This is a genomic window from Streptomyces marokkonensis (assembly GCF_008312835.1).
GTDB lineage: Bacteria > Actinomycetota > Actinomycetes > Streptomycetales > Streptomycetaceae > Streptomyces > Streptomyces marokkonensis_A.
The window spans coordinates 1-24523 of record NZ_VSKS01000033.1 but is presented as its reverse complement, the minus strand read 5'-3'; the positions used below and the strand labels follow the sequence as shown (position 1 = coordinate 24523).

Annotated in this window: 19 protein-coding genes and 1 other RNA gene; 18 read left to right on the top strand and 2 right to left on the bottom strand. The window is 72.5% G+C overall.

The features are described from left to right. The first annotated feature begins 12 nt into the window (after positions 1–12). The 5 genes from ftsX to F1615_RS34290 all read left to right on the top strand — a co-directional run bounded on the left by ftsX (position 13) and on the right by F1615_RS34290 (position 4313). The gene (ftsX, locus tag F1615_RS34310; RefSeq protein WP_149552952.1) at positions 13–930 is read left to right on the top strand and encodes a permease-like cell division protein FtsX; all 918 of its coding nucleotides are present in this window, start codon (positions 13–15) and stop codon (positions 928–930) included. 67 nt (positions 931–997) lie between these two features. After that, positions 998–2170: a S41 family peptidase gene (locus F1615_RS34305; protein WP_208818475.1), complete on the top strand. Its 1173-nt coding sequence runs from the start codon at positions 998–1000 to the stop codon at positions 2168–2170. Positions 2171–2216: 46 nt separating this feature from the next. After that, entirely contained in the window at positions 2217–2696 is a 480-nt protein-coding gene (gene smpB, locus F1615_RS34300; protein WP_037932106.1) for an SsrA-binding protein SmpB, read from the top strand. A gap of 104 nt (positions 2697–2800) precedes the next feature. Further along, positions 2801–3201: a transfer-messenger RNA gene (gene ssrA / locus F1615_RS34295) on the top strand. A 131-nt stretch (positions 3202–3332) separates the two neighbouring features. Further along, positions 3333–4313, top strand: coding sequence for an extracellular catalytic domain type 1 short-chain-length polyhydroxyalkanoate depolymerase (locus F1615_RS34290; RefSeq protein WP_208818474.1), 981 nt, complete (start codon positions 3333–3335; stop codon positions 4311–4313). Between the two features lie 9 nt (positions 4314–4322). Here the strand turns inward: F1615_RS34290 and F1615_RS34285 are convergent, their stop codons facing one another. Both F1615_RS34285 and F1615_RS34280 read right to left on the bottom strand, forming a co-directional pair. After that, positions 4323–5330: a LacI family DNA-binding transcriptional regulator gene (locus F1615_RS34285; protein ID WP_149552951.1), complete on the bottom strand. Its 1008-nt coding sequence runs from the start codon at positions 5328–5330 to the stop codon at positions 4323–4325. 90 nt (positions 5331–5420) lie between these two features. Then, positions 5421–6737: an MFS transporter gene (locus tag F1615_RS34280; protein WP_149552950.1), complete on the bottom strand. Its 1317-nt coding sequence runs from the start codon at positions 6735–6737 to the stop codon at positions 5421–5423. Between the two features lie 83 nt (positions 6738–6820). Here F1615_RS34280 and F1615_RS34275 point away from each other — a divergent pair, with 83 nt between their 5' ends. From F1615_RS34275 to F1615_RS34215, 13 genes are all read left to right on the top strand, one after another. Next, a complete protein-coding gene (locus F1615_RS34275) occupies positions 6821–7783 on the top strand; it encodes a LysR family transcriptional regulator (RefSeq protein ID WP_149552949.1) in 963 nt (320 codons plus the stop codon). 179 nt (positions 7784–7962) lie between these two features. After that, the gene (locus F1615_RS34270; RefSeq protein WP_149552948.1) at positions 7963–9534 is read left to right on the top strand and encodes a hypothetical protein; all 1572 of its coding nucleotides are present in this window, start codon (positions 7963–7965) and stop codon (positions 9532–9534) included. After that, complete coding sequence (locus F1615_RS34265; protein ID WP_149552947.1) at positions 9534–11687, top strand: polysaccharide deacetylase family protein; 2154 nt, start codon at positions 9534–9536, stop codon at positions 11685–11687. Before F1615_RS34270 ends, F1615_RS34265 begins: the two co-directional genes overlap by 1 nt. Positions 11688–11779: 92 nt before the next feature. After that, positions 11780–13030 (top strand): acyltransferase family protein, encoded by a 1251-nt coding sequence (locus tag F1615_RS34260; protein ID WP_244328953.1) that lies wholly within the window; start codon positions 11780–11782, stop codon positions 13028–13030. Positions 13031–13155: 125 nt separating this feature from the next. Beyond that, the gene (locus tag F1615_RS34255; protein ID WP_149552946.1) at positions 13156–14085 is read left to right on the top strand and encodes a hypothetical protein; all 930 of its coding nucleotides are present in this window, start codon (positions 13156–13158) and stop codon (positions 14083–14085) included. 176 nt (positions 14086–14261) lie between these two features. Further along, a complete protein-coding gene (locus F1615_RS34250; protein ID WP_149552945.1) occupies positions 14262–15620 on the top strand; it encodes a nitrate/nitrite transporter in 1359 nt (452 codons plus the stop codon). A 130-nt stretch (positions 15621–15750) separates the two neighbouring features. Further along, positions 15751–16902, top strand: coding sequence for a uroporphyrinogen-III synthase (locus F1615_RS34245; protein ID WP_149552944.1), 1152 nt, complete (start codon positions 15751–15753; stop codon positions 16900–16902). Between the two features lie 109 nt (positions 16903–17011). Continuing rightward, the gene (locus tag F1615_RS34240) at positions 17012–17605 is read left to right on the top strand and encodes a CGNR zinc finger domain-containing protein (protein ID WP_149552943.1); all 594 of its coding nucleotides are present in this window, start codon (positions 17012–17014) and stop codon (positions 17603–17605) included. A gap of 294 nt (positions 17606–17899) precedes the next feature. Next, the gene (locus F1615_RS34235; protein ID WP_004930798.1) at positions 17900–18484 is read left to right on the top strand and encodes a sigma-70 family RNA polymerase sigma factor; all 585 of its coding nucleotides are present in this window, start codon (positions 17900–17902) and stop codon (positions 18482–18484) included. Positions 18485–18558: 74 nt separating this feature from the next. Continuing rightward, the gene (locus F1615_RS34230) at positions 18559–19320 is read left to right on the top strand and encodes an anti-sigma factor family protein (RefSeq protein ID WP_149552942.1); all 762 of its coding nucleotides are present in this window, start codon (positions 18559–18561) and stop codon (positions 19318–19320) included. 127 nt (positions 19321–19447) lie between these two features. Continuing rightward, positions 19448–21781, top strand: coding sequence for a HelD family protein (locus F1615_RS34225; RefSeq protein ID WP_149552941.1), 2334 nt, complete (start codon positions 19448–19450; stop codon positions 21779–21781). Positions 21782–22175: 394 nt separating this feature from the next. Continuing rightward, entirely contained in the window at positions 22176–23585 is a 1410-nt protein-coding gene (locus F1615_RS34220; RefSeq protein WP_149552940.1) for an NAD-dependent malic enzyme, read from the top strand. Between the two features lie 394 nt (positions 23586–23979). Next, positions 23980–24261: an HU family DNA-binding protein gene (locus tag F1615_RS34215; protein ID WP_004987462.1), complete on the top strand. Its 282-nt coding sequence runs from the start codon at positions 23980–23982 to the stop codon at positions 24259–24261. Positions 24262–24523 lie beyond the last annotated feature (262 nt).

The following is a 24523-nucleotide window of genomic DNA, read 5'->3' as shown; positions in this document are numbered from 1 at the left end:
TGATCAGACGCCATGCGCGCCCAGTTCGTCCTGTCGGAGATCGGCGTCGGTCTCCGCCGCAACCTGACGATGACCTTCGCCGTCGTCGTCTCCGTCGCCCTGTCGCTCGCCCTGTTCGGTGGTTCGCTCCTGATGAACGACCAGGTGAACACCATGAAGGGCTACTGGTACGACAAGGTCAACGTCTCCATCTTCCTGTGCAACAAGAGTGACGCCGAGTCCGACCCCAACTGCGCCAAGGGCGCGGTGACCGACGACCAGAAGGGCCAGATCAAGACCGACCTGGAGAAGATGTCGGTCGTCGACTCGGTGACGCACGAGTCTCAGGACGAGGCGTACAAGCACTACAAGGAGCAGTTCGGCGACTCCCCGCTGGCCAGCTCCCTGACGCCGGACCAGATGCAGGAGTCGTACCGCATCAAGCTGAAGGACCCGGAGAAGTACCAGGTCATCGCGACCGCCTTCGACGGGCGGGACGGCGTGCAGTCGGTGCAGGACCAGAAGGGCCTCCTGGACAACCTCTTCGGGCTGCTGGAGGGCATGAACATCGCCGCCCTCGCGATGATGGCGCTCATGCTGGTCGTCGCGCTGATGCTGATCGTGAACACGGTGCGCGTGTCCGCGTTCAGCCGCCGCCGCGAGACCGGGATCATGCGGCTGGTCGGCGCCTCCGGCTTCTACATCCAGACGCCGTTCATCATGGAGGCCGCTGTCGCCGGACTCATCGGTGGCGTCCTCGCGTGCGGATTCCTGGTGGTCGGGCGCTACTTCATCATCGACAACGGGCTGGCCCTGTCGGAAAAGCTGAATCTGATCAACTTCATCGGCTGGGACGCCGTCCTGACGAAACTGCCGCTGATCCTGGCGACCAGTCTGCTGATGCCGGCGTTGGCCGCGTTCTTCGCGCTGCGCAAGTACCTGAAGGTGTGACTCTTGCCAAGAGGGGCGTGCGGCCAACGTGCCGTGCGCCCCTTTGCGTTGTCCTAGACTCACCGGCATGTCAGGTCCTGCCCTGTTCTGTCAGTCCCGCCGCATCGGCCGCGGGGCCGCCCTGACCTTGGTGTTCGCGAGCGTGCTCGTCGCCGGTGCGGCCACGGGCACCCTCCCCGGGGCCGACCGGAACGACACGGCGGACGGGGCCCGTTCGGCCGCCCCCGTGAGCCACCACGCGGACGTCGCCCGGGCGGCCGAGGAGGCCGCCGCGGACGGCACGTCCCCCATGGAGGCCGCCCAGCGCGCCGTCAGCCGCAGCGGCGACCGCTGGGCCGCCGTCTACTCGCCGGACGAGTACGAGGAGTTCGAGGAGTCCCTGGACGGCCGGTACACCGGCGTCGGCCTGTGGGCCCGCGAGCGGGACGGCCGTATCGAGGTGACGAGGGTGGGCAGCGACACGCCCGCGGCCGAGGCCGGCATCCGCGCGGGGGACCGGCTGCGCAGCGTCGACGGCCGGAAGGTCGACGGCCGGCCCGTCACCGAGGTCGTCTCGCTGCTGCGCGGCGACACCACCGGCGAAAGCGCCGGCACCACCGTCCGCCTCGGTCTGGAACGCGGCCCGCGCGCGTGGAGCGAGACCGTGCGCCGGGCCCGGCTGTCCAGGGACACCGTCACCGCCCGCGAGCTCGCCTCCGGGGTCACCGTCATCGAGGTCGGCGCCTTCACCACCGGATCCGGTGAGCAGGTCCGCACCGCCGTACGGCAGGCCCCGGACGGTGCCGGGATCGTCCTCGACCTGCGGGGCAACCCCGGCGGACTGGTGGCCGAGGCGGTCACCGCGGCCTCCGCCTTCCTGGACGGCGGGCTGGTCGCCACGTACGACGTCGAGGGCGAGCAGCGCGCCCTGCACGCCGAGCCGGGCGGCGACACCACCAGGCCCCTGGTCGCGCTCGTCGACGGCGGCACGATGAGCGCGGCCGAGCTCCTCACCGGCGCCCTGCAGGACCGGGGACGGGCGGTCGTCGTGGGTTCCCGCACCTTCGGCAAGGGCTCGGTCCAGATGCCGGCCCCGCTGCCCGACGGCTCCGTCGCCGAGCTCACCGTCGGCCACTACCGCACCCCCTCCGGCCGGGGCGTCGACGGCCGGGGTCTCACTCCGGACCTGGAGGCCGGCGAAGGGGCACTCCGGCGGGCCGAGACGGTCCTCAGCGGGCTCGGGCGCCAGGGCCCCCGGTAATCGGCTTCCCGTCGACCCCCTCCGTAGTGCGAAAATGGGCGGCACTATGGCTAAGGAAAAAGGGCGCAAGCTGATCGCGCAGAACAAGAAGGCGCGGCACGACTACCTCATCATCGACACCTACGAGGCGGGCCTGGTCCTCACCGGCACCGAGGTGAAGTCCCTGCGCCAGGGGCGGGCGTCGCTGGTGGACGGCTTCGTCCAGCTCACCGACCACGAGGCGTGGCTGCACAACGTGCACGTCCCGGAGTACAGCCAGGGCACGTGGACCAACCACAGCGCGCGGCGCAAGCGCAAGCTGCTGCTGCACCGCGAGGAGATCGACAAGCTGGAGTCCAAGTCCCAGGAGACGGGGCACACCATCGTGCCGCTCGCCCTGTACTTCAAGGACGGCCGCGCGAAGGTGGAGATCGCGCTGGCCAAGGGCAAGAAGGAGTACGACAAGCGTCAGACGCTCAGGGAGAAGCAGGACCGGCGCGAGGCCGAGCGGACGATCTCGGCGATCCGGCGCAAGCAGCGGGCCTGACGCCGGGGAATGGGCTGGCACGGTCGTGCGTTGGTCACGTACGATGGCACTGCACCTCACAGCGGGTGCGCGCCCCCTCCTCGGAGGGCTTGATAAAACAACATGGGGATGATCGGTTTCGACAGCGGTTGTCGAGGCAGGGGAAGCGTGTCGAGGAAGCGGCCATGATCTCGTAAACCACAGGCCGAAAAAAATAATCGCCAATTCCAAGCGCGATTCCTCCCAGCAGGCCTTCGCCCTCGCTGCCTGATCTCAGGTAGCAGAGCGAGCCTCCTACTAAAGGGAGTGTCAGCCCGGGGGTGTTCCCGACCCGGATCCTGGCATCAGCTAGGGAACTAAACCTTGATCCCGGTCACGGGGTGAAGAGGGAAACCAAACAGTGACTGGGCCCGTCGGAGACTTGTTCGCGTGATCTCCGGGGCCGAGAAAATCGAAGCGGACTGCACACGGAGAAGCCCTGGTTCTGCACCGTTGGACGCGGGTTCGATTCCCGCCATCTCCACTTACCCCATGTGGGCAGAGGCCCCGTCGCGTCGAGCGGCGGGGCCTCTGTCATGCGGCCACATGGTCGAGGCCACCGGATGTGGGGCCCGGCTCCATATCGTGAGCTGGTTCACGCTTCTACCTTCCCTCCCCATGACACAGACCGGAGCCGCACTGCGCCCCACCCTGCTGACGGCCCTCCTGGCCGCCCTCCTCTCCGTCCTGCTCGCCCCCGCCCCCGCCTCCGCCGCCTCCCTCCAGGAGGTCACCGGCTTCGGCAGCAATCCCGGCGCCCTGAAGATGTACCGGTACGTCCCCGACGGACTGCCCGCCGGCCGGCCCGTGGTCGTCGCGCTGCACGGCTGCACCCAGAACGCCGCCGGCTACGCGGACGGCACCGGCTGGACACGGCTCGCCGACCGCTGGGGCTTCTCCGTCGTGCTGCCGCAGCAGCAGAGCGGGAACAACCTCAGCCAGTGCTTCAACTGGTTCCAGGACGCCGACATCCGGCGCGGACAGGGCGAGGCCGCCTCCCTCGCCCAGATGGTCGACCGGCAGCTCGCCGACGTCTCCGGCGACGCCTCGCGCGTGTACGTCACCGGACTGTCCGCAGGCGGGGCGATGACCGCCGTGATGATGGCGGCGTACCCGGAGAAGTTCGCCGCGGGCGGCGTCGTCGCGGGACTGCCGTACGGCTGCGCGCAGGCCGCCGGATCGCCGTACGTGTGCATGTACGTCGGCGCCACCCAGACCCCGGGACAGTGGGGCGACCGGGTGCGCGCCGCGCGGCCCGGCCACACCGGTCCCTGGCCCGTCCTCACGGTCCTGCACGGCACGGCCGACCACACGGTGAAGCCGGCCAACATGACCGACCTGGTGGAGCAGTGGACCGACGTGCACGGCGCCGACCGCACCGCCGACGTCAGTGACACCGTCGCCGGTCACCCGCACCAGGTCTTCCGCGGCCCGGGCGGCGACGCGGTGGTCGAGACGTACGGCCTCACCGGCATGGGACACGGCCAGCCCGTCGATCCCGGGAGCGGTCAGGAGCAGTGCGGGGCGGCCGGGGCGTACTTCCTGGACGTGGGCCTGTGCGCCGCGTACCGGCTCGGCAAGGCCTGGGAACTGGGCTGATCCGGCCCGTCACACCCCGCGCGGTGCCGTGCTCGCCCGCTGCGTCAGACGCGGCGGCAGCAGGGTGGTCCCCGGTACGGGAGCACCGGACAGCTTGCGCACCAGCAGGCGCACCGCGCGGGTGCCCAGTTCGGCGGAGGGCACGGCGACCGACGTGACCGGTACGCGGGCCGACGCGGCGACGGGCGCGGGGCAGACGGCGGTGAGGGACAGGTCGCCGGGGACGCGCAGCCCCAGATCCTCGAACGCGTCGATCAGCGGGTCGAGGAGCGGCTCGTTGTGCACGACCACCCCCGTCAGCGCGGGCAGTTCGCGCAGCAGCCGCTCGGCGATCGTGCGGGCGGCGTCCCGGCCGGCCTGGCACGGGTGCACGGCGGAGGTGAGCCGGTGCCGGTCGGCGGCGGCGGTGAAGCCCTCCACGAGCCGCCGCGCGAACGCGGTCCGCCGTACGTAGACCTCCGGCGGCGAGCCGACCAGCGCCACCACCCGGTGCCCGAGCCGCGCCAGATGATCCACGCACAGGTCACCGGCCGCCCGGAAGTCCAGGTCGACGCAGGTCAGCCCGTCCGGCTCGGCGGGTACGCCGATCAGCACGGACGGTAAGGACCGGGACCGCAGCAACGGCAGCCTCGGGTCGTGGAGCTGTACGTCCGTCAGGATCACCGCGTCCGCGAGGCCCGCGTCCGCGACACGCCCGATCCCCTCCTCGCCCTCCGCCTGGGTGAGCAGCAGGACGTCGTGGTCGTGGGCGCGGGCGGCGGTGACCACGGCCACCGCGAACCGCGTCATCACCGGCACGTCGATCCCGGCGCGCATCGGGAGCGCCAGGGCCAGCACCTTCGATGCCCGGCCCGCCCGCGCGTGGCCGCCGGCGTCCGCGCGATAGCCCAGTTCGCGCACGGCGGCCTGGACGCGGCGCCGGGTCGCGTCGGAGATCGGACGCTTGCCGCTGAGCGCGTACGAGACCGTGCTGGGCGAGACCCCGGCGCGCCGGGCCACATCCGTGATCTTCACCATCGGGGGTCCTCATCTGCACGGTCCGCGGGGAGGCAGAAAGCGGTTTCGGAGCGCTTCGACGGGTGAAGGTATGCGCGGCACCCGTGGCCGTCAATGGGCCGGGAGGGAATCGGTGGAGCGGTTCGGCGGCCCGAACGGCACGAGGGTGCACAGCGCGACGACGAGGGCGGTCGCCGCCGCCGCCACCGGCACGCCGTACCCGGCCGTCGCCGAGACGTGCTCCGCCGTCCAGCCGCCTGCCGCGCTGCCGCAGGCGATCCCGCCGAGCAGACCGGTCACCGCGAGCGTCATGCCCTCGTTCAGCCGGCCCTCGGGGGTGTACCGCTGCACCAGGGTCATGGTGGTGACCATCGTGGGGGCGGTCGCCATCCCGGCGACCAGGAGCGCACCCGCCAGGACCAGCAGTGAGCCGGTGAGCCCGGCCGCGAGCAGCGGAAGGACCATCAGCGCGGTCATCGCGGCCAGGCACCACGGCAGCAGGGACCGGGCGGACCCGGCCGGGCGCACCGCCCCGTACAGCAGCCCCGCCGCACAGGAACCGGCCGCCTGGAGCGCGAGCACCGCTCCGGACGCCGCGCGGTGCCCCTGGGCGTCGGCGAACGCGATGGTGACGACCTCCATCGAGCCGAACACCGCGCCCGTCGCCAGGCACACGGCCAGCAGGGGGCGCATCCCCGGTGCCCGCAGCGGCGCCCGCGCGGTGGAGCGCCGCACGACCGGCGGCTCGGTCGACCGCTGGGCGGTGAACAGCAGGACACCGGTCAGCAGCAGCACGGCGCCCACGAGCGTGCCCGCCTCCGGGAAGAACGTCCCGCACAGGAGGGCCGCGAGCACCGGGCCGAGCATGAAGCACAGCTCGTCCGCGGCCTGTTCGAAGGAGTTGGCGGTGTGCAGCGCCTCGGTGTCCCCCTTCAGCAGGTGGGCCCAGCGGGCCCGGGACATGCCGCCGGTGTTGGGGGTCGTGGCGGTGGCCGCGTAGGAGGCGAACAGGGTCCAGTCGGGGGCGCCGTGACGCACGCAGAGCAGCAGCGCCAGCGAGCCGAGCGCGGCGAGCACCGTGGCCGGCACGGCGACACGGGCCTGCCCGTACCGGTCGACCAGGCGCGCGGTCCACGGCGCGACCACCGCCGTCGCCGCCAGGCCCGTCGCGGTGACGGCGCCGGCGAGGGCGTACGAACCCCGCGTCCCGGCGATCATCACGACCGCGCTCACGCTGAACATGCCCATCGGCAGCCGGGCGATCAGGTTCCCCGCCGTGAACGCGCGGGCGCCGGGCAGCGCGAAGAGACGGCGGTACGGGCCCTTCGCGCGGGGCCCGCCGCGGGTGCGCGGGCCGAAGTCGACGGCGACCAGGGTGTCGGCGGTGACCGTGAGCAGGGGAGTGTCCCGGGAGGTCGGCTGAGGCATGGCTTCACCGTCACCCGGGGGCGCACGGCCGGTCCAACACCTTCCCGGTGCCGATTCACGCACCTGTGTTGTAGGTTCGCGGGATGCCCGCCCCCGTCGACCCGCGCCTCCTGCGCGCCTTCGTGACCGTCGCCGAGGAACTGCACTTTACCCGGGCCGCCGCGCGCCTCTACGTGGCCCAGCAGGCGCTCAGCCGGGACGTGCGGAGGCTGGAACGGGAGCTGGGCAGCGAGCTGTTCGTCCGGACCACCCGGCAGGTGACGCTCACCGCCGACGGCGAACGCCTGCTGCCGTACGCCCGCGCCGTCCTCCAGGCGCAGGACGACCTGCTCGCCGCGGCCGGACAGGCGCGGCCACTGCTGGTCGACCTCAACTCCCCGGGCCTGGAGACCCCGCGCCGCGTGCTGCACCGGGCCCGTGAACTCGTCCCCGGGCAGGAGCTGATGGCCCGCTACGAGAGCGGGCTGACCGGGGCCGCGGGGGAGCTGCTCGCGGGGCGGCTCGACGCGTCGTTCGGACGGTTCGCGGGACTCGCCCCCGCGCTGCGGGCCGGACTCGGCCACCAGCCCGTGCGCTACGAGCCGATGGCGGTCGTGCTGCCCGAGGACCACCGGCTGGCGCCGCTGCCCGAGGTGCCGCTGGCCGCGCTGGCCGGCGAGACGGTGTACGCCGGGGCCGGCAATCCCCGGACACCGGAGTGGACCGGCCTCGCGCGACAGCTGTTCGAGGGGCGGGGAATCGTGCTGGCGCCGCCCGCGCCCCTGGCGGTCGGGGAGGAGGAATTCCAGCGGATCATGGCCAGAACGCGTCACCCGATCCTCGCCGTCGTGGACTTCCCGCCGCTGCCCTCGACGGTCCTGCGGCCACTCGTGGACCCGGTTCCGCTGTCCCCGGTGTCGCTGGTGTGGCGGAAAGGGCTGATTCACCCCGCTCTGGACGGACTTCGGAGGGCTGCGGCCGTTGTCGGTGCGGAGGAGGGGTGGTTGCGGAAGCCCGAGGAGGGGTGGATTCCGGCCAGCGACTCTGTCGTGATGGCGTCCTCGTGATGTCTCACAATTGACACGAAAGGCCACGCGGCAAACACGGAACCTCCGCGTGCGCTACATTCAATGCCCGAGCACAGTGTGATAAACGGGGCGCTCGGAGCGGGTGGGGGCCCGGTCCGTCGGCAAGTGCTCAGGTCGTACGCGCACCCGGATCTGTCCCTGGGGGGAAGTGCGTGCGCGTGGAAAAGTGGCGAGAAGACGCCCAACCGGAAGAGCTCGAGGACGCCACGGCGCGCGAGGAGCTCCCGGACGGCGGAGGGGACGGGGACTCCACGGAGCCCGACTCGATCGAGGACCGCTGGGCCCGCATCGGGGTCTTCCCCACCGGAACCGACAAGCCTCCGCGCGGTCCCGCCCGGAACGCGGACCGCACGGTGTCCCTCCGCACGGACGCACCGCGCGACGCCCGCCCGCCGGCCGTGCGGGAGACGGACGGCGCCCCGGCCGCACGCGACGGGCGCACGCCCGTCCCCGGCGCGCGGGACACCGACCGCCCGGCCCCGCTCCACGAGCAGCGCACCGCCGCCCTGCTCCGCAAGGAGCCCGTGGACGACCCGCGCGGCGAGCGGGCGGACGGCCCGGCGGTCTCACGGACCGACCGCGAGCACGCCCCGCGGGACGCCGACCGCACCGCCGCCCTGCTCCGCACGGAGCCCGAGCACGCCCCGCGTGAGGCCGACCGCACCGCCGCTCTGCTTGGCAAGGAGCCCGTGGACGCCCCGCGCGGCGAGCGGGCGGACGGTCCGGCGTCCTCGCGGGCCGAACGTGCGGACGCCCCGCGTGGGGACGGTTCGCGTGACCTCGGCCGGGCCTCGGCCGCGGTGCGCGAGGAGGCCGCGGACGGTGCGCGGGACGTGGAGCGCACCACGGTGCTGCGCGGTCCCGGTGCCGGGGCGAAGAGCCCTTGGCCCGCGTCACCGGTGAACGTGGCCGCCGGGGCCTTGGTCCGGGACCCCTGGCGGGAGGAGCCCGCCGGCGAGGCCGTCGCGGTCACGCACGATCCGCACGAGGTGACCGTCCAGCTCGACGCGGTGCAGTTCGGGGAAGGCGGCGTGCTGCGCCGGGCGCCCGCCGCCCCCGGCCGGGCGGACGGCTCCGACGGGCCCGTGTTCGTCGACGAGTCCGGCCGCCGCAGCCGCAGGTACCGCCGTATCGGCATGGCCGTCGGTCTCGTCTGCGCGGGCTACGCCGTCGTCATCGTCGCCACCCTGCTGTCCGGCAAGTCCGACGCCCCCTGGCTGCCCGTCCCCGGACAGCAGCAGGAGCAGAAGCCCGCGGGGAAGGTGGAGACCACCCCGCGGCCCGGGGAGACGGAATCCACCCCCGGCGCCGGCACCAGCCTCCTCCCGGGCGGTTCCCCGAGCGCCGGCGCCTCCACCCTGCCCGAACCCGGCGCCGACGTCCCCGGGCCCGGCGCGACCGCCGGCCAGGACCGGACCGGCGCGACCGCCGACCCGGAGCCCACCCGGACCCGGAAGACCCAGCAGCCGGGCACCGGAACCGACGACGCCCCCACGTCGCAGGCCCCCGCGCAGACCCCGACCACCCCGCCGGCGGACCCGCTCCCGACCGTCGAAGACCCCGCTCCGGAGACGACCGCCCCCACGGACGGCGGTGCCGGAGGCACCGACGTCACCGGTGCCGACACCGTCGCCGACGCACCCGCCGCCGCCCAGCCGGTCGCCGCCGAGAGCCCCGCCGCCGGGCCGGGGCCCTCCGCCACGCCCGCGTCCCCGGAGTACGTCCTCTGATGGCATCCCGAACCCGCCGTCGCCGGCTGCCCCTGCGGCTGCTGCTGCCGGTGCTCTTCCTCGTCGCCCTGATGGCGATGCTCATGCTGCGCGGCTACGTGCACAGCGAGATCCTCGCCGACCACCGCGTCCAGTCCGCGGCCCCGGCCGACCAGGTGCCGAAGAAGGTCCTGGAGGGCGGCCCGGTCATCGACACCCGGGGCGGCCGCGCGGAGACCCTGCGCGTGCCCGACCGCCACGTCGTGCTCACCTTCGACGACGGCCCCGACCCGGTCTGGACCCCCAAGGTCCTGGACGTGCTGAAGAAGCACGACGCGCACGCCGTCTTCTTCGTCACCGGAACGATGGCCTCCCGCTACCCCGACCTCGTCCGCCGCATGGTCGACGAGGGCCACGAGATCGGTCTGCACACCTTCAACCACCCCGACCTCTCCCTGCAGTCCAAGGAGCGCATCGACTGGGAGCTGTCCCAGACCCAGCTCGCCCTCACGGGCGCCGCGGGCATCCGCACCTCCCTGTTCCGGCCGCCGTACTCCTCCCAGGCCGGCGCCATGGACAACAACTCCTGGCCGGTCACCCAGTACATCGGCGCCCGCGGGTACATCACCGTCGTCAACACCTCCGACAGCGAGGACTGGCGCAAGCCCGGCGTCGACGAGATCATCCGCCGCTCCACCCCCAAGGACGGCAAGGGCGGCGTCGTCCTGATGCACGACTCCGGCGGCGACCGGCACCAGACCGTCCAGGCACTGGACCGGATGCTGCCGGACCTGAAGGACAAGGGCTACGCGTTCGACAACCTCACCGAGGCCCTCGAGGCGCCCAGCGCGCACTCCCCGGTGACCGGCGTGGAGCTGTGGAAGGGCAAGGCCTGGGTCTTCCTCGTCCAGGCCTCCGACAACATCACCGGCGTCCTCGTGGTCGGTCTCGCGGTCATCGGCTTCCTGGTCATCGCCCGCTTCGTGCTGATGCTCGTCCTGTCGGCCATGCACGCCCGCAAGGTGCGCCGCGAGGGCTTCTCCTGGGGACCGCCGGTCACCGAACCGGTGACGGTGCTGGTGCCGGCGTACAACGAGGCCAAGTGCATCGAGGACACGGTGCGTTCCCTCGTGGCGAGCGACCACCCCATCGAGGTCGTCGTCGTCGACGACGGCTCCAGCGACGGCACCGCGCGGATCGTGGAGTCCCTGGGCCTGCCGGGCGTCCGTGTGGTCCGCCAGCTCAACGCGGGCAAGCCCGCCGCCCTCAACCGCGGTGTGGCCAACGCCCGTTACGACATCATCGTGATGATGGACGGCGACACCGTCTTCGAGCCGACCACCGTCCGTGAACTGGTGCAGCCCTTCGGCGACCCGCGCGTCGGCGCCGTCGCGGGCAACGCCAAGGTCGGCAACAAGGACAAGCTGATCGGCGCCTGGCAGCACATCGAGTACGTGATGGGCTTCAACCTCGACCGCCGCATGTACGACGTCCTGCAGTGCATGCCCACCATCCCCGGTGCCGTCGGCGCCTTCCGCCGCTCCGCGCTGGAGCGGGTCGGCGGCATGAGCGACGACACGCTCGCCGAGGACACCGACATCACGATGGCCATCCACCGCGACGGCTGGAAGGTGGTCTACGCGGAGAACGCCCGCGCCTGGACCGAGGCCCCCGAGTCGGTGCAGCAGCTGTGGTCCCAGCGCTACCGCTGGTCCTACGGCACCATGCAGGCGATCTGGAAGCACCGCCGCGCCCTGATCGAGCGGGGTCCCTCGGGCCGCTTCGGCCGGGTCGGGCTGCCGCTGGTCTCGCTGTTCATGGTGCTCGCGCCGCTGCTGGCGCCGCTGATCGACGTGTTCCTCGTCTACGGCCTGGTCTTCGGCCCGACCGACAAGACGATCCTGGCCTGGTTCGGCGTCCTCGCCATCCAGGCGGCCTGCGCGGCCTACTCCTTCGTCCTCGACAAGGAGAAGCTCACCCCGCTGCTGTCCCTGCCCCTGCAGCAGATCCTCTACCGGCAGCTGATGTACGTCGTGCTGCTCCAGTCCTGGATCACCGCGCTCACCGGCGGCCGGCTGCGCTGGCAGAAGCTGCGGCGCAAGGGCGGCGTCTCCGCCCCGCCCGGAGCCTCCGTCCAGCAGCCGCAGGCGCTGGACGGCAGCCCGGTGGCGTAGGGCCTGTTGCGCAAGGCCCGCCCGCCGACCACCCCGGGGCCCGCTCGTCACATTCCCGCCCGCCCGGCGACGCACCAGGAAGACCCACGCACGTGACCGCACCCCTCCTGCCGACCGACACGGACGGAACGGACGGCGCGGACGGATCGCACGACCCGTCCCGTCCGGCGCCGTCCGGACCGGCCGGTCCCCCGCCCGCGCGGGACCGCTACTTCGACCTGCTCCGCGCGGTCGCCCTGTTCCGCGTCGTCCTCTACCACCTGATGGGCTGGGCCTGGCTGCCCGTCGTCTTCCCGTCCATGGGCGTGATGTTCGCCCTGGCCGGCAATCTCATGGCCCGCTCCCTGAAGCGGCCCGCCGTCCAGGTCGTGCGCGGCCGGCTGCGCCGCCTGCTGCCCCCGCTGTGGCTGCTCGGCGCGATCGGCGTCTCGGGCATGCTCGCCCAGGGCTGGAGCCCGGACGACGACGGCCACCCCGGCTGGTGGTTCCTCCACCTCACCTTCTGGGTGCTGCCGCTGAGCGATCCGCCCTACGCCGAGGGCGTCGCCGGGATCCAGGGGGTGCTCGGCGAGGACTGGGCCTCGGAACTCGCGGGCCCCCTCTGGTACATCCGCGCCTACCTCTGGTTCGTGCTGCTCTCCCCGTTCCTGCTGAAACTGCTGCGCGCCCTGCCGTGGCCGACGATCGTCTCGCCGCTCGTCCTGTCGGCGGTCCTGGAGTTCGGCTGGCTCTCCCTGCCCAGCGAGCGGATCGACTCGGCGGTCACCGACTTCGGCACCTTCGGCGCCTGCTGGATCCTCGGCATGGCCCACCAGCAGGGCGTGCTCAAGCGCCTCCCGCAGTACGTCGTGCCCTCCCTGGCTCCGATCGTCGCCGTCTTCGGCCTCTGGTACGCCTTCCACGAGGGCTTCAGGTCCGGCCACGACCTCGACTCCATCCCCTTCGCCCAGGCCGTGTGGTCGTTCGCGACCGTACTCCTGCTGCTGCACATCAGCCCCTCGTGGGCCGAGTGGCCGAGCCGGCTGCGCCGCTGGGACCGGCTGATCACCCTGCTCAACTCCCGCGCGGTGACGATCTACCTGTGGCACAACGTGTGCATCCTGGTCGCCGCCACGCTCTACGACCGGCTCTGGGGCTTCGAGACGCTGGAGCTCAACGTGCCCTGGCTGCTGGAGAGTTCCTGGCCGGTGCTGGTCCTGGTGTGGATCCTGATCTCGGGCTGCGTGCTGGCCTTCGGCTGGGTGGAGGACCTCGCGGCCAGGCGCAGGCCCCGGCTGTGGCCGGACGGCCGGGCGGGCCGTGGTGCCGGGAGCGGGCGGGCCCGGGAGCGAGCGCGCGGCTGACCCGGCGGGGGCGGGCGGCGACGGGCGAACCGCCCGCCGGTACCGCGCAGGCGTACGCCCGTGCGAGACTGCCCCGGTTGCGAAGGTGAACCGGGCGGCCGGTGACACGTGGGGAGCGGGTGCGGATGAGCAAGCGGCAGACGCAGAAGATGCTGCGGCTGATGGCGAGCGGGGAGCCGGTCGAGCTCACCAGCCCGATGGCGTCCGTGAAGAAGCTGGCCCGACTCGCCTTCATCGCCCAGCAGTTCGGCTACGAGTACGCCGACGTGCGGCAGGGCGGCGGGAACAGCGGCCAGCTGAGGATGCTGATCGTGCCCGATCCCGACCCGCGGGCCCGCGCCCGGGCCGCACAGAACTGGGCGCAGTACCCGAACGCCGGCGACGGGGTGTCGGTGCCGCCCCTCGTGCCGGACGCCGTCGAACTCCTCAAGGCCCGTATCAACTTCGACCTCACCGGCAAGAGCGCCGAGAAGCGGATGGGCTACGGGGCGCTCGGTGTCTCCATCGGCTGCGTGATCGTGGCCTACCGGCTCGGGGGCAGGTCCACGGACTTCGTGATCGCGGGCGGGATCTGGCTGGCCCTCATGGCCGTCTTCGGCATCGGGTTCGTCGTCAACCGCAAACGCAACGCGAAGTTCGCCACCCGGCTCCAAGCGGCCGGATTCGTCCCGGTGACGGACGAGACCGGCCGGGTGCGCCACCTGCCCCCGGGCGGGCAGACGCCGGGGCACGGCAACCCCTTCGGCGGCGGCCCGTACGGCGCCCAGGCGCCCGGAATGCCCGCGCAGGCGCCCGGCTACGGGCACCACCCCCAGCAGCCCCCGGTGCCGTACGCCCAGCCGCCGGCCCCGGGCCCGTACGCCCAGCCGGCGGCCCCGGGCCCGTACGCCCAGCCCGCTCACGGCACCCCGCCCGCGCCCGCCCCGTACGGCACGCCGGCCCAGGCGCCCGGCCCCTACGCCCAGCCGCAGCCTCCCTACGGGCCGCCCGCCCAGCCGCCCGGGCCCCGGCAGAGCATCCAGCAGAACCCCCACTGGCAGCCCCCGCGCCGCTGAACCTCACGGCACGACCCCCGGCGGGTGCCGGACACCTCTCACCCCGTCCCCGCCAGGGGTGAGAGCAACGTTCCCTGCCGGTCACTGTGCGGCACAGTCCGGAAACGCCGCCTCCCTACCTTCGGGACCATCCCCTCGCGGCACCTGCCCGCATCCCGGAGAACAGTGGAGGCCCCATGACAGCCCCCAGCGGCCGCTGGATCCAGCAGTGGGACCCGGAGGACGAAGCCTTCTGGGACCGGACCGGAGAGCGGATCGCCCGCCGCAATCTCCTCTTCTCCGTGCTCTCCGAGCACATCGGCTTCTCCGTCTGGACGATGTGGTCCGTCCTGGTGCTCTTCATGGGCCCCGAGTACGGGCTCACCCCGGCCGACAAGTTCCTGCTGACCTCGATGGTCACGCTGGTCGGCGCCGTGGTCCGGATCCCGTACACCTTCGCCGTGGCGGTCTTCGGCGGGCGGAACTGGACGGTGATCAGTGCCGCGCTGCTGCTCGTGCCCACCGTCGCCGCCTTCGCCGTGATGGAGCCGGGCACGTCCTTCTCGACGTTCCTGCTGGTCGGCCTGCTGGCCGGAATCGGCGGCGGCAACTTCGCCTCCTCCATGACCAACATCAACGCCTTCTTCCCGCTGCGGAAGAAGGGCTGGGCGCTCGGACTGAACGCCGGTGGAGGCAACATCGGCGTCCCGGTGATCCAGCTCGCCGCCCTGGCGATCATCGGCGCGAGCGGCGGACCGCGGGTGCTGCTCGGCATCTACATCCCGCTGATCGTCGTCGCCGCCGTGCTCGCCGCCCTCTACATGGACAACCTCGCCTCGGTGAGGAACGACACCGGTGCCGCCAAGGACGCCGCGCGGGACGCGCACACCTGGATCATGTCGTTCCTCTACATCGGCACCTTCGGCTCGTTCATCGGCTACAGCTTCGCCTTCGGGCAGGTGCTGCAGAACCAGTTCGACCGCACACCGCTCGAGGCCGCGTACGTCACCTTCATCGGCCCGCTGCTCGGCTCGCTGATCCGCCCGCTGGGCGGCTGGCTCGCCGACCGGTACGGCGGGTCGAGGATCACGCTGTGGAACTTCGTCGCCATGGGCGCGGCGACCTCTGTGCTGATCGTCGCCTCCATGCAGAGGTCGCTGGCGCTGTTCACCGGCGCCTTCGTCGTCCTGTTCGTACTGACCGGCCTCGGCAACGGGTCGACGTACAAGATGATCCCCGGAATCTTCCAGGCGAAGGCGCAGGCCCTCGGGCTCCGGGGCGAGGAGGCGGCCGCGTACGGGCGGCGGCTGTCCGGGGCGTCCATGGGGCTGATCGGCGCGGTGGGCGCGCTCGGCGGGGTGGGCATCAACCTGGCCTTCCGCCAGTCCTTCCTCTCCTACGGCTCGGGAACCGGCGCGTTCGTCGCGTTCCTCGCCTGCTACGCGGTCTGCTTCGCGGTCACCTGGGCGGTATACCTTCGCCGCACCACGGCCCGCCCGGGTGGCACGAGCCCGGCTCCGGAGGAGAAGCCGCAGCTCAGCTACGCCGATGTGTGACGCGAAGTGACGTAACACTGGTGACATGAAGCCGAACCGAGCCTGTCATGGACCGTTGACAGGCTCGGCCGGCAGGGAGGTGGAGCCGCACCTCTCTGCGGTACGCCGACTCGAGCCCGGGACGAGAGCCATGTACGACGAAGAACAGCGACCGGAACACGGGCCACTCGCGGGTTTCACCGTGGGGGTGACCGCGGCGCGCCGTGCCGACGAGCTGGGCGCGCTGCTGGAGCGGCGCGGAGCCGCCGTGCTGCACGCCCCGGCCCTGCGGATCGTGCCGCTCGCCGACGACAGCGAACTGCTGGCCGCGACCAAGGACATCATCGGGCAGGCCCCGGACATCGCGGTCGCCACCACCGCCATCGGCTTCCGGGGCTGGGTGGAGGCCGCCGACGGCTGGGGACTGGGCGAGGACCTGCTGGCGCGGCTGCGGGGGGTGCGGATCCTGGCGCGCGGACCCAAGGTGAAGGGCGCGATCCGGGCCGCCGGGCTGACGGAGGAGTGGTCGCCCGCGTCGGAGTCCATGGCGGAGGTGCTCGACCGGCTCCTGGAGGAGGGCGTCGACGGACTGCGGATCGCCGTACAGCTGCACGGTGAACCGCTGCCCGGGTTCGTGGAGTCGCTGCGGGCCGGGGGAGCGGAGGTGGTGGGGGTGCCCGTCTACCGCTGGCTGCCGCCGGAGGACCTCACCCCCGTGGACCGCCTCGTCGACGCGGCCGTCGCCCGCACCCTGGACGCGGTCACCTTCACCAGCGCGCCCGCCGCCGCGTCCCTGCTGTCCCGCGCGGAGGACCGCGGACTGCTCGACGACCTGCTCGCCGCGCTCGGCCACGACGTGCTGCCCGCCTGCGTCGGCCCGGTCACCGCACTGCCGTTGCAGGCCCGCGGCATCGCCACCGTGCAGCCCGAACGCTTCCGGCTCGGTCCGCTCGTCCAGCTGCTCTGCCGGGAAATGCCCGCGCGGGCGCGGGCGTTGCCCGTCGCCGGGCACCGGATGGAGATCCGCGGGCACGCGGTCCTGGTGGACGGCGTGCTCAGGCCCGTCCCCCCGGCCGGGATGTCCCTGCTGCGGGCGCTGTCGCGGCAGCCCGGCTGGGTCGTCTCCCGTGCGGAGCTGCTCCGCGCCCTGCCGGGCGCGGGCCGCGACGAGCACGCGGTGGAGACCGCGATGGCCCGCCTGCGGTCCGCCCTCGGCGCCCCGAAACTGATCCAGACGGTCGTCAAGCGCGGCTACCGGCTCGCCCTGGACCCGGCGGCGGACGCCAAGTACGGGGACGGCTGAGCGCGAGGGGGTTCCGGGGGCCGTGGCGGGCGGGCACTGTGGGAGGGAACGGTTTCCCGGATCGCTCACCGGCCCCACGCGCGGGGCCAACCTAGGCGGTGGCAGGAACATGGCACTGGGTACGGTCACGGCGTCCTACGAGCTGAGGTTCGACACCGGGCGGGTCTGCCTGGATCTGCTCGCGACCACCCATCCCGAGGAACGGCTCGACTCCGTCGCGGTGCTGCGCGCCTGGATCACCGGCTCCGGTCTCGTGCCCGGGGACACCCCGCTGGCGCAGGCGGACACCTCCTGGCTGGTGGCGTTCCGGGAACTGCGCGGACAGCTCGCCCCGTTGCTGCGCGGCCGTCCGGCGCCCGGCGTCCCCTCGTACGATCTCGCGCTCGCCCGGGTGAACGAGCTCGCCCGCGCGGCGCCCCCGGCACCCCGCGCGGTGCCGGGCGAGGACGGCACGCTGGTGCGCCGGCTCGACGGGCCGCCCGGCCGGGCGGCGCTGCTCGCGGCGGTCGCGCGGGACGCGGTGGAACTGCTCACCGACCCCGTCGCCCGCGCGAGCCTCAGGCAGTGCGAGGGTGACAACTGCCCCATCCTGTACGTCGACACCTCCCGGGGACGCAGGCGGCGCTGGTGCTCGAGCGAGGTCTGCGGCAACCGCGAACGCGTGGCCCGCCACCGCCGCCGCGCGGCCCTGACCCGCGCCTGAGGAAGCGGCCCGGCCCAACCGCCTCGCCCTGTATGCGGCGTCCGGGCGCCGCCTCGACGGAGAATCACCGAAGTGACGTCCGTTACACCCTCGTTCACCCCTGGCGCGGCGCGGACGGAGGGACCTTCCTTGCCGCTGTGTCGGAAATGTAAAGAAGTGACGGGGGGAATGTGACCTCATGTCCCGGTCGGCGCTTCGGTCCGCAGAAAACTGTCGCCTCTTTTTGAACACCCGCCCCCTGCCGTCCGTACCGGTAGTCGAGCGACCGACTGGGGGAACCCCCGGACACCGGAGGTGGGCGTGCGCAAGGATGCGGCCGTGGCCAATGAACGTGGAGCGAGGGCCCGACATCGCATGTCCTCACAGCCCTCGGAACCTGACGAGGAGCTGATGCGTGCGCTGTATCGCGAGCACGCCGGGCCTCTGCTGGCCTACGTCCTGCGGCTGGTCGCCGGAGACCGGCAGCGCGCCGAGGACGTCGTGCAGGAGACGCTCATCCGTGCCTGGAAGAACGCCGGTCAGCTCAATCGGGCGACCGGTTCGGTACGCCCCTGGCTGGTGACGGTCGCCCGGCGCATCGTCATCGACGGCCACCGCAGCCGGCAGGCCCGGCCGCAGGAGGTCGATCCGTCGCCGCTGGAGGTCATCCCCGCGGAGGACGAGATCGACAAGGCGCTGTGGCTGATGACGCTGTCGGACGCGCTCGACGACCTGACCCCGGCCCACCGGGAGGTCCTCGTCGAGACGTACTTCAAGGGGCGTACCGTCAATGAGGCGGCTCAGACACTCGGCATACCGAGCGGCACCGTCCGCTCCCGGGTGTTCTACGCCCTGCGGTCGATGAAGCTGGCTCTGGAGGAGCGGGGGGTGACGGCGTGATGAGTGTGTACGGGGGAAACCAGGGATTCGGCACGGGCGGTACGGGTATGTCTGGTGCCATGGAGGGATCACCGGTGCCGAACGAGCACGAGACCGTCGGTGCCTACGCACTCGGCATCCTCGACGACGCCGAGGCGACCGCCTTCGAGGCGCACCTCGCGTCCTGCGAGTGGTGCGCCCAGCAGCTCGACGAACTCGCCGGTATGGAGCCGATGCTGGCCGCGCTCGCGGACCTGCCCGGTACCGGGACGCCCGCGCTGGGCGAGTCGCTGTCCGCCAAGCCCTCACCGCGCGTGGTCGAGAAGCTGGTCGACGAGGTCGCCGAGCGCCGCGCGCGCAAGCGCCGCCGCAACTTCTACATGGTGGCCGCCGCGGGCGCGCTGATCGTCAGCGGTCCGTTCGTGGCCGTGGCGGCGAGCGGCGGGGGCGACGAGGGGAGCGGCGGGAGCGGTACCAACAAGACGCTCGCGGCCAACCCCGCGAAGGACGCCTTCGACAAGAGCTCCGACAAGATCATGGCGACCGACCCCGGCACCCGGGTGACCGCGACCGTGGCCCTGGAGAAGAAGCTCTGGGGCACCGAGATCGTCACGGAGCTGAAGAACGTCGAGGGCGAGCAGAAGTGCTCGCTGATCGCCGTCGGCAAGAACGGCGAGCGCGAGACCGTCAACTCCTGGTCCGTCCCCGGCGAGGGCTACGGACTGCCGGACGCGGAGTCGGACAAGGCCAAGCAGCCGCTGTACGTCCAGGGCGGCGCCGCCTTCCAGCCGAACGAGATCGACCACTTCCAGGTCATGACCTTCGACGGCAAGCTCCTCGTCGAGGTCGACGCGTAGGGCCTGCCCGGCGGACGGCGTGCCAGGCCCCGCCCGTCCGGCGGGGATCCGCCGGACGGGCCCGTAGCCTTCCGGGGCCCCCTTCGCGTACGGTTGACGGCTGCCCAGCACGTCAGAAGGGGGCCCGGTGGCCGCTCAGGCTCATCAGCAAACCGCGGTCGAACCGGTTCACGACTCCGTTCGGGACCGGGAGATCCGAGTCGAACAGGAACACCTGGACCGGGTGTACCGGCGCCTCGAGGAGAAGATCCACGAGGCGGAGTTCCTCATGCGCGACGCCGCCCGGCGCGGCCACGTCGGCACGCCCGGCGCCCTCGCCGAGCGGGACGCCCAGGTCTTCCGGGCCGGCATCCACCTCAACCGGCTGAACAACGAGTACGAGGACTTCCTCTTCGGCCGGATCGACCTGCTGCTCGGGAAGGACGGCAAGAAGGGCCCCGACGGCGCGTACACCGCCGTCGAGCCCGCCGACGGGGCCATCCGGCCCGACAACACGGCCGACATCGCCGAGACCCTGCACATCGGCCGGATCGGCGTCCTCGACGAGGAGTACGCCCCGCTGGTCATCGACTGGCGGGCCCCCGCGGCCGCCCCCTTCTACCGCTCCACCCCGGTCGACCCCGGCCGGGTCGTGCGGCGCCGCGTGATCCGTTCCAAGGGCCGCCGCGTCCAGAGCGTCGAGGACGACCTGATGCGCCCCGAGCTGACGGCGTCCCTGGACGGACGCGAGCTGCCGGTGATCGGCGACGGGGCGCTGATGGCGGCGCTCGGCCAGGCCCGTACGCACACCATGCGCGACATCGTCGCGTCCATCCAGGCCGAGCAGGACCTGGTGATCCGCGCCCCCGCCGCCTCCGTCACCTACGTCGAGGGCGGCCCCGGGACCGGCAAGACCGCCGTCGCCCTGCACCGCGCGGCCTACCTCCTCTACCAGGACCGGCGCCGGTACGCGGGCGGCATCCTGATCGTCTCGCCCACCCCGCTCCTCGTCGCCTACACCGAGGGTGTGCTGCCCTCCCTCGGCGAGGAGGGCCAGGTCGCCATCCGCGCCATCGGCTCCCTGGTCGACGGCGCCGAGGCCACCCTGTACGACTCCCCTTCGGTGGCCCGCGTCAAGGGTTCGTACCGCATGCTCAAGGTGCTGCGGAAGGCCGCGCGCGGAGCACTGGAGCGGCACGACGCACCGCGGCGGCTGCGCGTCGTCGCCTTCGGCCGGCGTCTGGAACTGGAGGCGGAGGAACTGGCGGGCATCCGCCGCACGGCCCTCGGCGGCACCGCCCCGGTCAACCTGCTGCGTCCCCGCGCCCGCAAGCTGCTCCTCGACGCCCTGTGGGAGCGCTCCGGCGCCGCGGGACGGCACACCGACCCGGAGCTGGCCGCCGAGCTGCGCTCCTCCTTCGACGAGGACATCACCTCCGAGGACGACTTCACCGCCTTCCTCGACGCCTGGTGGCCCGAGCTGACCCCGGCCGCCGTGCTGGACGCCATGGCCGACGAGAAGCGCCTGGGCCGCTGGGCCCGCCGCGTCCTCAACCCGGGCGAGGTCCGCAGGGTCGCCCGCTCGCTGCAGCGGGACGGCCGTACCGTGCACGACATCGCGGTGCTCGACGAGCTGCAGGCCGTTCTCGGTGCCCCGGCCCGTCCCCGGAAGAAGCGCGAGATCGACCCGCTGGACCAGCTCACCGGCCTGGAGGAGCTGATGCCGGTGCGCGAGGAGACCCAGCGGGAGCGGGCCGAGCGGCTCGCCCAGGAGCGCGTGGAGTACGCGCACGTCATCGTCGACGAGGCGCAGGACCTCACGCCGATGCAGTGGCGCATGGTCGGCCGCCGCGGCCGGCACGCGACCTGGACGATCGTCGGCGACCCGGCCCAGTCGTCCTGGTCCGACCCCGACGAGGCGGCCCGGGCCCGCGACGAGGCCCTCGGCACCCGCCCGCGCCGCCGCTTCGAGCTCACCGTGAACTACCGCAACCCCGCGGAGATCGCCGAGCTGGCGTCGAAGGTGCTCGCCCTGGCCATGCCCGGCTCCGAGGCGCCGAGGGCGGTGCGCTCCACCGGCGTCGAGCCGCGCTTCGCCGTCGCGGAGGGCTCGCTGGGCGAGACCGTGCGCGCGGAGGCGGCACGGCTGCTGGAGCGCGTGGACGGCACCGTGGGCGTGGTCGTCGCCATGCAGCGCCGCGAGGAGGCCCGGCGCTGGCTCGACGGGCTGGGCACGGAGGTCTCCCCGGTCGAGCGGGGCCGGGACCGGGGGAGGGTGGTGGCGCTCGGCAGCCTGGAGGCCAAGGGCCTGGAGTACGACGCGACGATCGTCGTCTCCCCGGCGGAGATCGCCGACGAGTCCCCCGCCGGTCTGCGCGTCCTGTACGTCGCCCTGACCCGGGCCACCCAGCAGCTGACGGTGGTCTCGGCGGACCGCGACGTACCGGACGCGGACGGGGTGCCCGATCTGCTGAAGGACTGAAGCCGGGGCCCTGGGGCACCGACGCCGCCGGGCGCCCGGGAAAAGCGCTTGTGCCACGGGAATGGTCATACGGCATCCGTTTGTTAGCCTGGGTGTGGCACCGGCCCGATCCAAGCCCCCGGGCCCAACCTTCGTCGCTACGAGCGACCACTTGCCGCGAGGCGAGCATGGCGGGTCGGTGTCATCAGCGTGGAAGAGGCCCACGTCACTGCGCGGTGACGTGGGCCTCTCTCGTTGCCCGATCTTCTCTCGTAAGGTGGAAACTGTTTTCCGGGTGCGGCACGCGCCGGTGAACAAAACGTCCGCAATCCAAGGCGGCTACCACGTACCCAGGGGTAGGTGCGACGATCGGACGGCACGAATCGCGACACGGTGAAAGCAGAGGAAGTCGGCCATGGCAACGGCGCCCAGCGTCTCCTACTCGATGACCATCCGGCTGGAGGTGCCCGCAGGCGGAACCGCGGTCTCCCAGCTCACCGGGGCCGTCGAGTCCCACGGAGGCTCGGTGACCGGCCTCGACGTCACGGCGTCGGGCCACGAGCGGCTCCGCATAGACGTCACCATCGCGGCCACCTCCACCGCCCACGCCGACGAGATCGTCGAGCAGCTGCGCGGCATCGAGGGCGTCACCCTGGGCAAGGTCTCCGACCGTACGTTCCTGATGCACCTCGGCGGCAAGATCGAGATGGCGTCGAAGCACCCCATCCGCAACCGTGACGACCTCTCCATGATCTACACGCCGGGCGTGGCCCGCGTCTGCATGGCGATCGCCGAGAACCCCGAGGACGCCCGCCGCCTCACCATCAAGCGCAACTCCGTTGCGGTCGTGACCGACGGCTCCGCCGTGCTGGGCCTGGGCAACATCGGCCCCAAGGCCGCGCTGCCGGTCATGGAGGGCAAGGCCGCCCTGTTCAAGCGGTTCGCCGGCATCGACGCCTGGCCGCTCTGCCTCGACACCCAGGACACCGACGCGATCGTCGAGATCGTCAAGGCCATCGCCCCGGGCTTCGCCGGCATCAACCTGGAGGACATCTCCGCGCCGCGCTGCTTCGAGATCGAGGCCCGGCTGCGCGAGGCCCTCGACATCCCCGTCTTCCACGACGACCAGCACGGCACCGCGATCGTCGTCCTGGCCGCGCTGACCAACGCGCTGCGGGTCACCGGCAAGTCGATCGACACCATCCGCGTCGTGATGTCCGGCGCCGGCGCCGCCGGTACGGCCATCCTGAAGCTGCTGATCGCCGCGGGCGTGAAGAACGCCGTGGTGGCCGACATCCACGGAGTCGTCCACGCGGGCCGCGAGGACCTGGTGGACGCCGCCCCCGGCTCCGCCCTGTGCTGGATCGCCGACAACACCAACCCCGAGAACCTCACGGGCACGCTGAAGGAGGCCGTGCGCGGCGCGGACGTCTTCATCGGCGTCTCCGCCCCGAACGTGCTCGACGCCCAGGACGTCGCCGCGATGGCCGAGGGAGCGATCGTGTTCGCGCTCGCGAACCCCGACCCCGAGGTCGACCCGGCAATCGCCCGTCAGACGGCGGCCGTTGTGGCCACCGGCCGCTCCGACTTCCCCAACCAGATCAACAACGTGCTGGTGTTCCCGGGTGTCTTCCGCGGCCTGCTGGACGCCCAGTCCCGCACCGTCAACACCGAGATGATGCTGGCCGCCGCGAAGGCGCTGGCCGACGTGGTGACCGAGGACGAGCTCAACCCGAACTACATCATCCCCAGCGTGTTCAACGACAAGGTCGCGGGCGCGGTGGCCGGCGCGGTGCGCGACGCGGCGAAGGCCGCGGGGGCGTAGACACCGGTGGGACGGGGGCTGTGAGGATCGCCACGGCCGGGTTTGAACCGGCGCGTCGCGGAACCCGTACGTCCTGGCAGCCCTCTAGGGTGGCGGCCAGACCCGGGCTCCGGCCCCTGCTGTCCGCTGCCGGAAGCGGACGGAGCGTCACCGCATCTCGCCCGTGGCGCTCTTCGTGTGACTCCCTCGGGTGTTCTCACGACGTCCTGCGGGTGCCGGATTGGCTTTACCGCCGCAGGTAGAGGCAGGATGCGTCCCTGGGCGCGAGGGTCTGACGACGGACCCGGGTCCGGGGACTCACCGAGGAACCTGGCAGCATCGGCTTCGCCGTGCCCGACATGCGGCTCCGCCGCGTGGCACGCCTCAACGGCAAGAAGAACACGGGAGTAAGAACATGAACCGCAGTGAGCTGGTGGCCGCGCTGGCCGACCGCGCCGAGGTGACCCGCAAGGACGCCGACGCCGTGCTGGCCGCGTTCGCCGAGGTCGTCGGCGACATCGTCTCCAAGGGCGACGAGAAGGTCACCGTCCCCGGCTTCCTGACCTTCGAGCGCACCCACCGTGCCGCTCGGACCGCGCGCAACCCGCAGACCGGTGAGCCGATCCAGATCCCGGCCGGCTACAGCGTGAAGGTCTCCGCGGGCTCGAAGCTGAAGGAAGCGGCGAAGGGCAAGTAAGGACGCGCAAGCGCCGCCCAGGCCTGGCGCCGGGGGCGGCTGCGGGTCGGCCGCCGGCCGGTCGCGCAGTTCCCCGCGCCCCTCTGGGGGCGCTCCGACTCACGCCGATGGGGCGGTCACCCGGATCAGGGTGACCGCCCCATCGGCGTCGCTGCGACAGTCCCCCGTCAGGCGAGTGCCTTGCCGGGGAGTTCCACCTTCGCGCCCGGTTCCACGAGCTTCTCCATGCTGTGTCTGCCCGGGGGGCGACCCCCGGACCCCC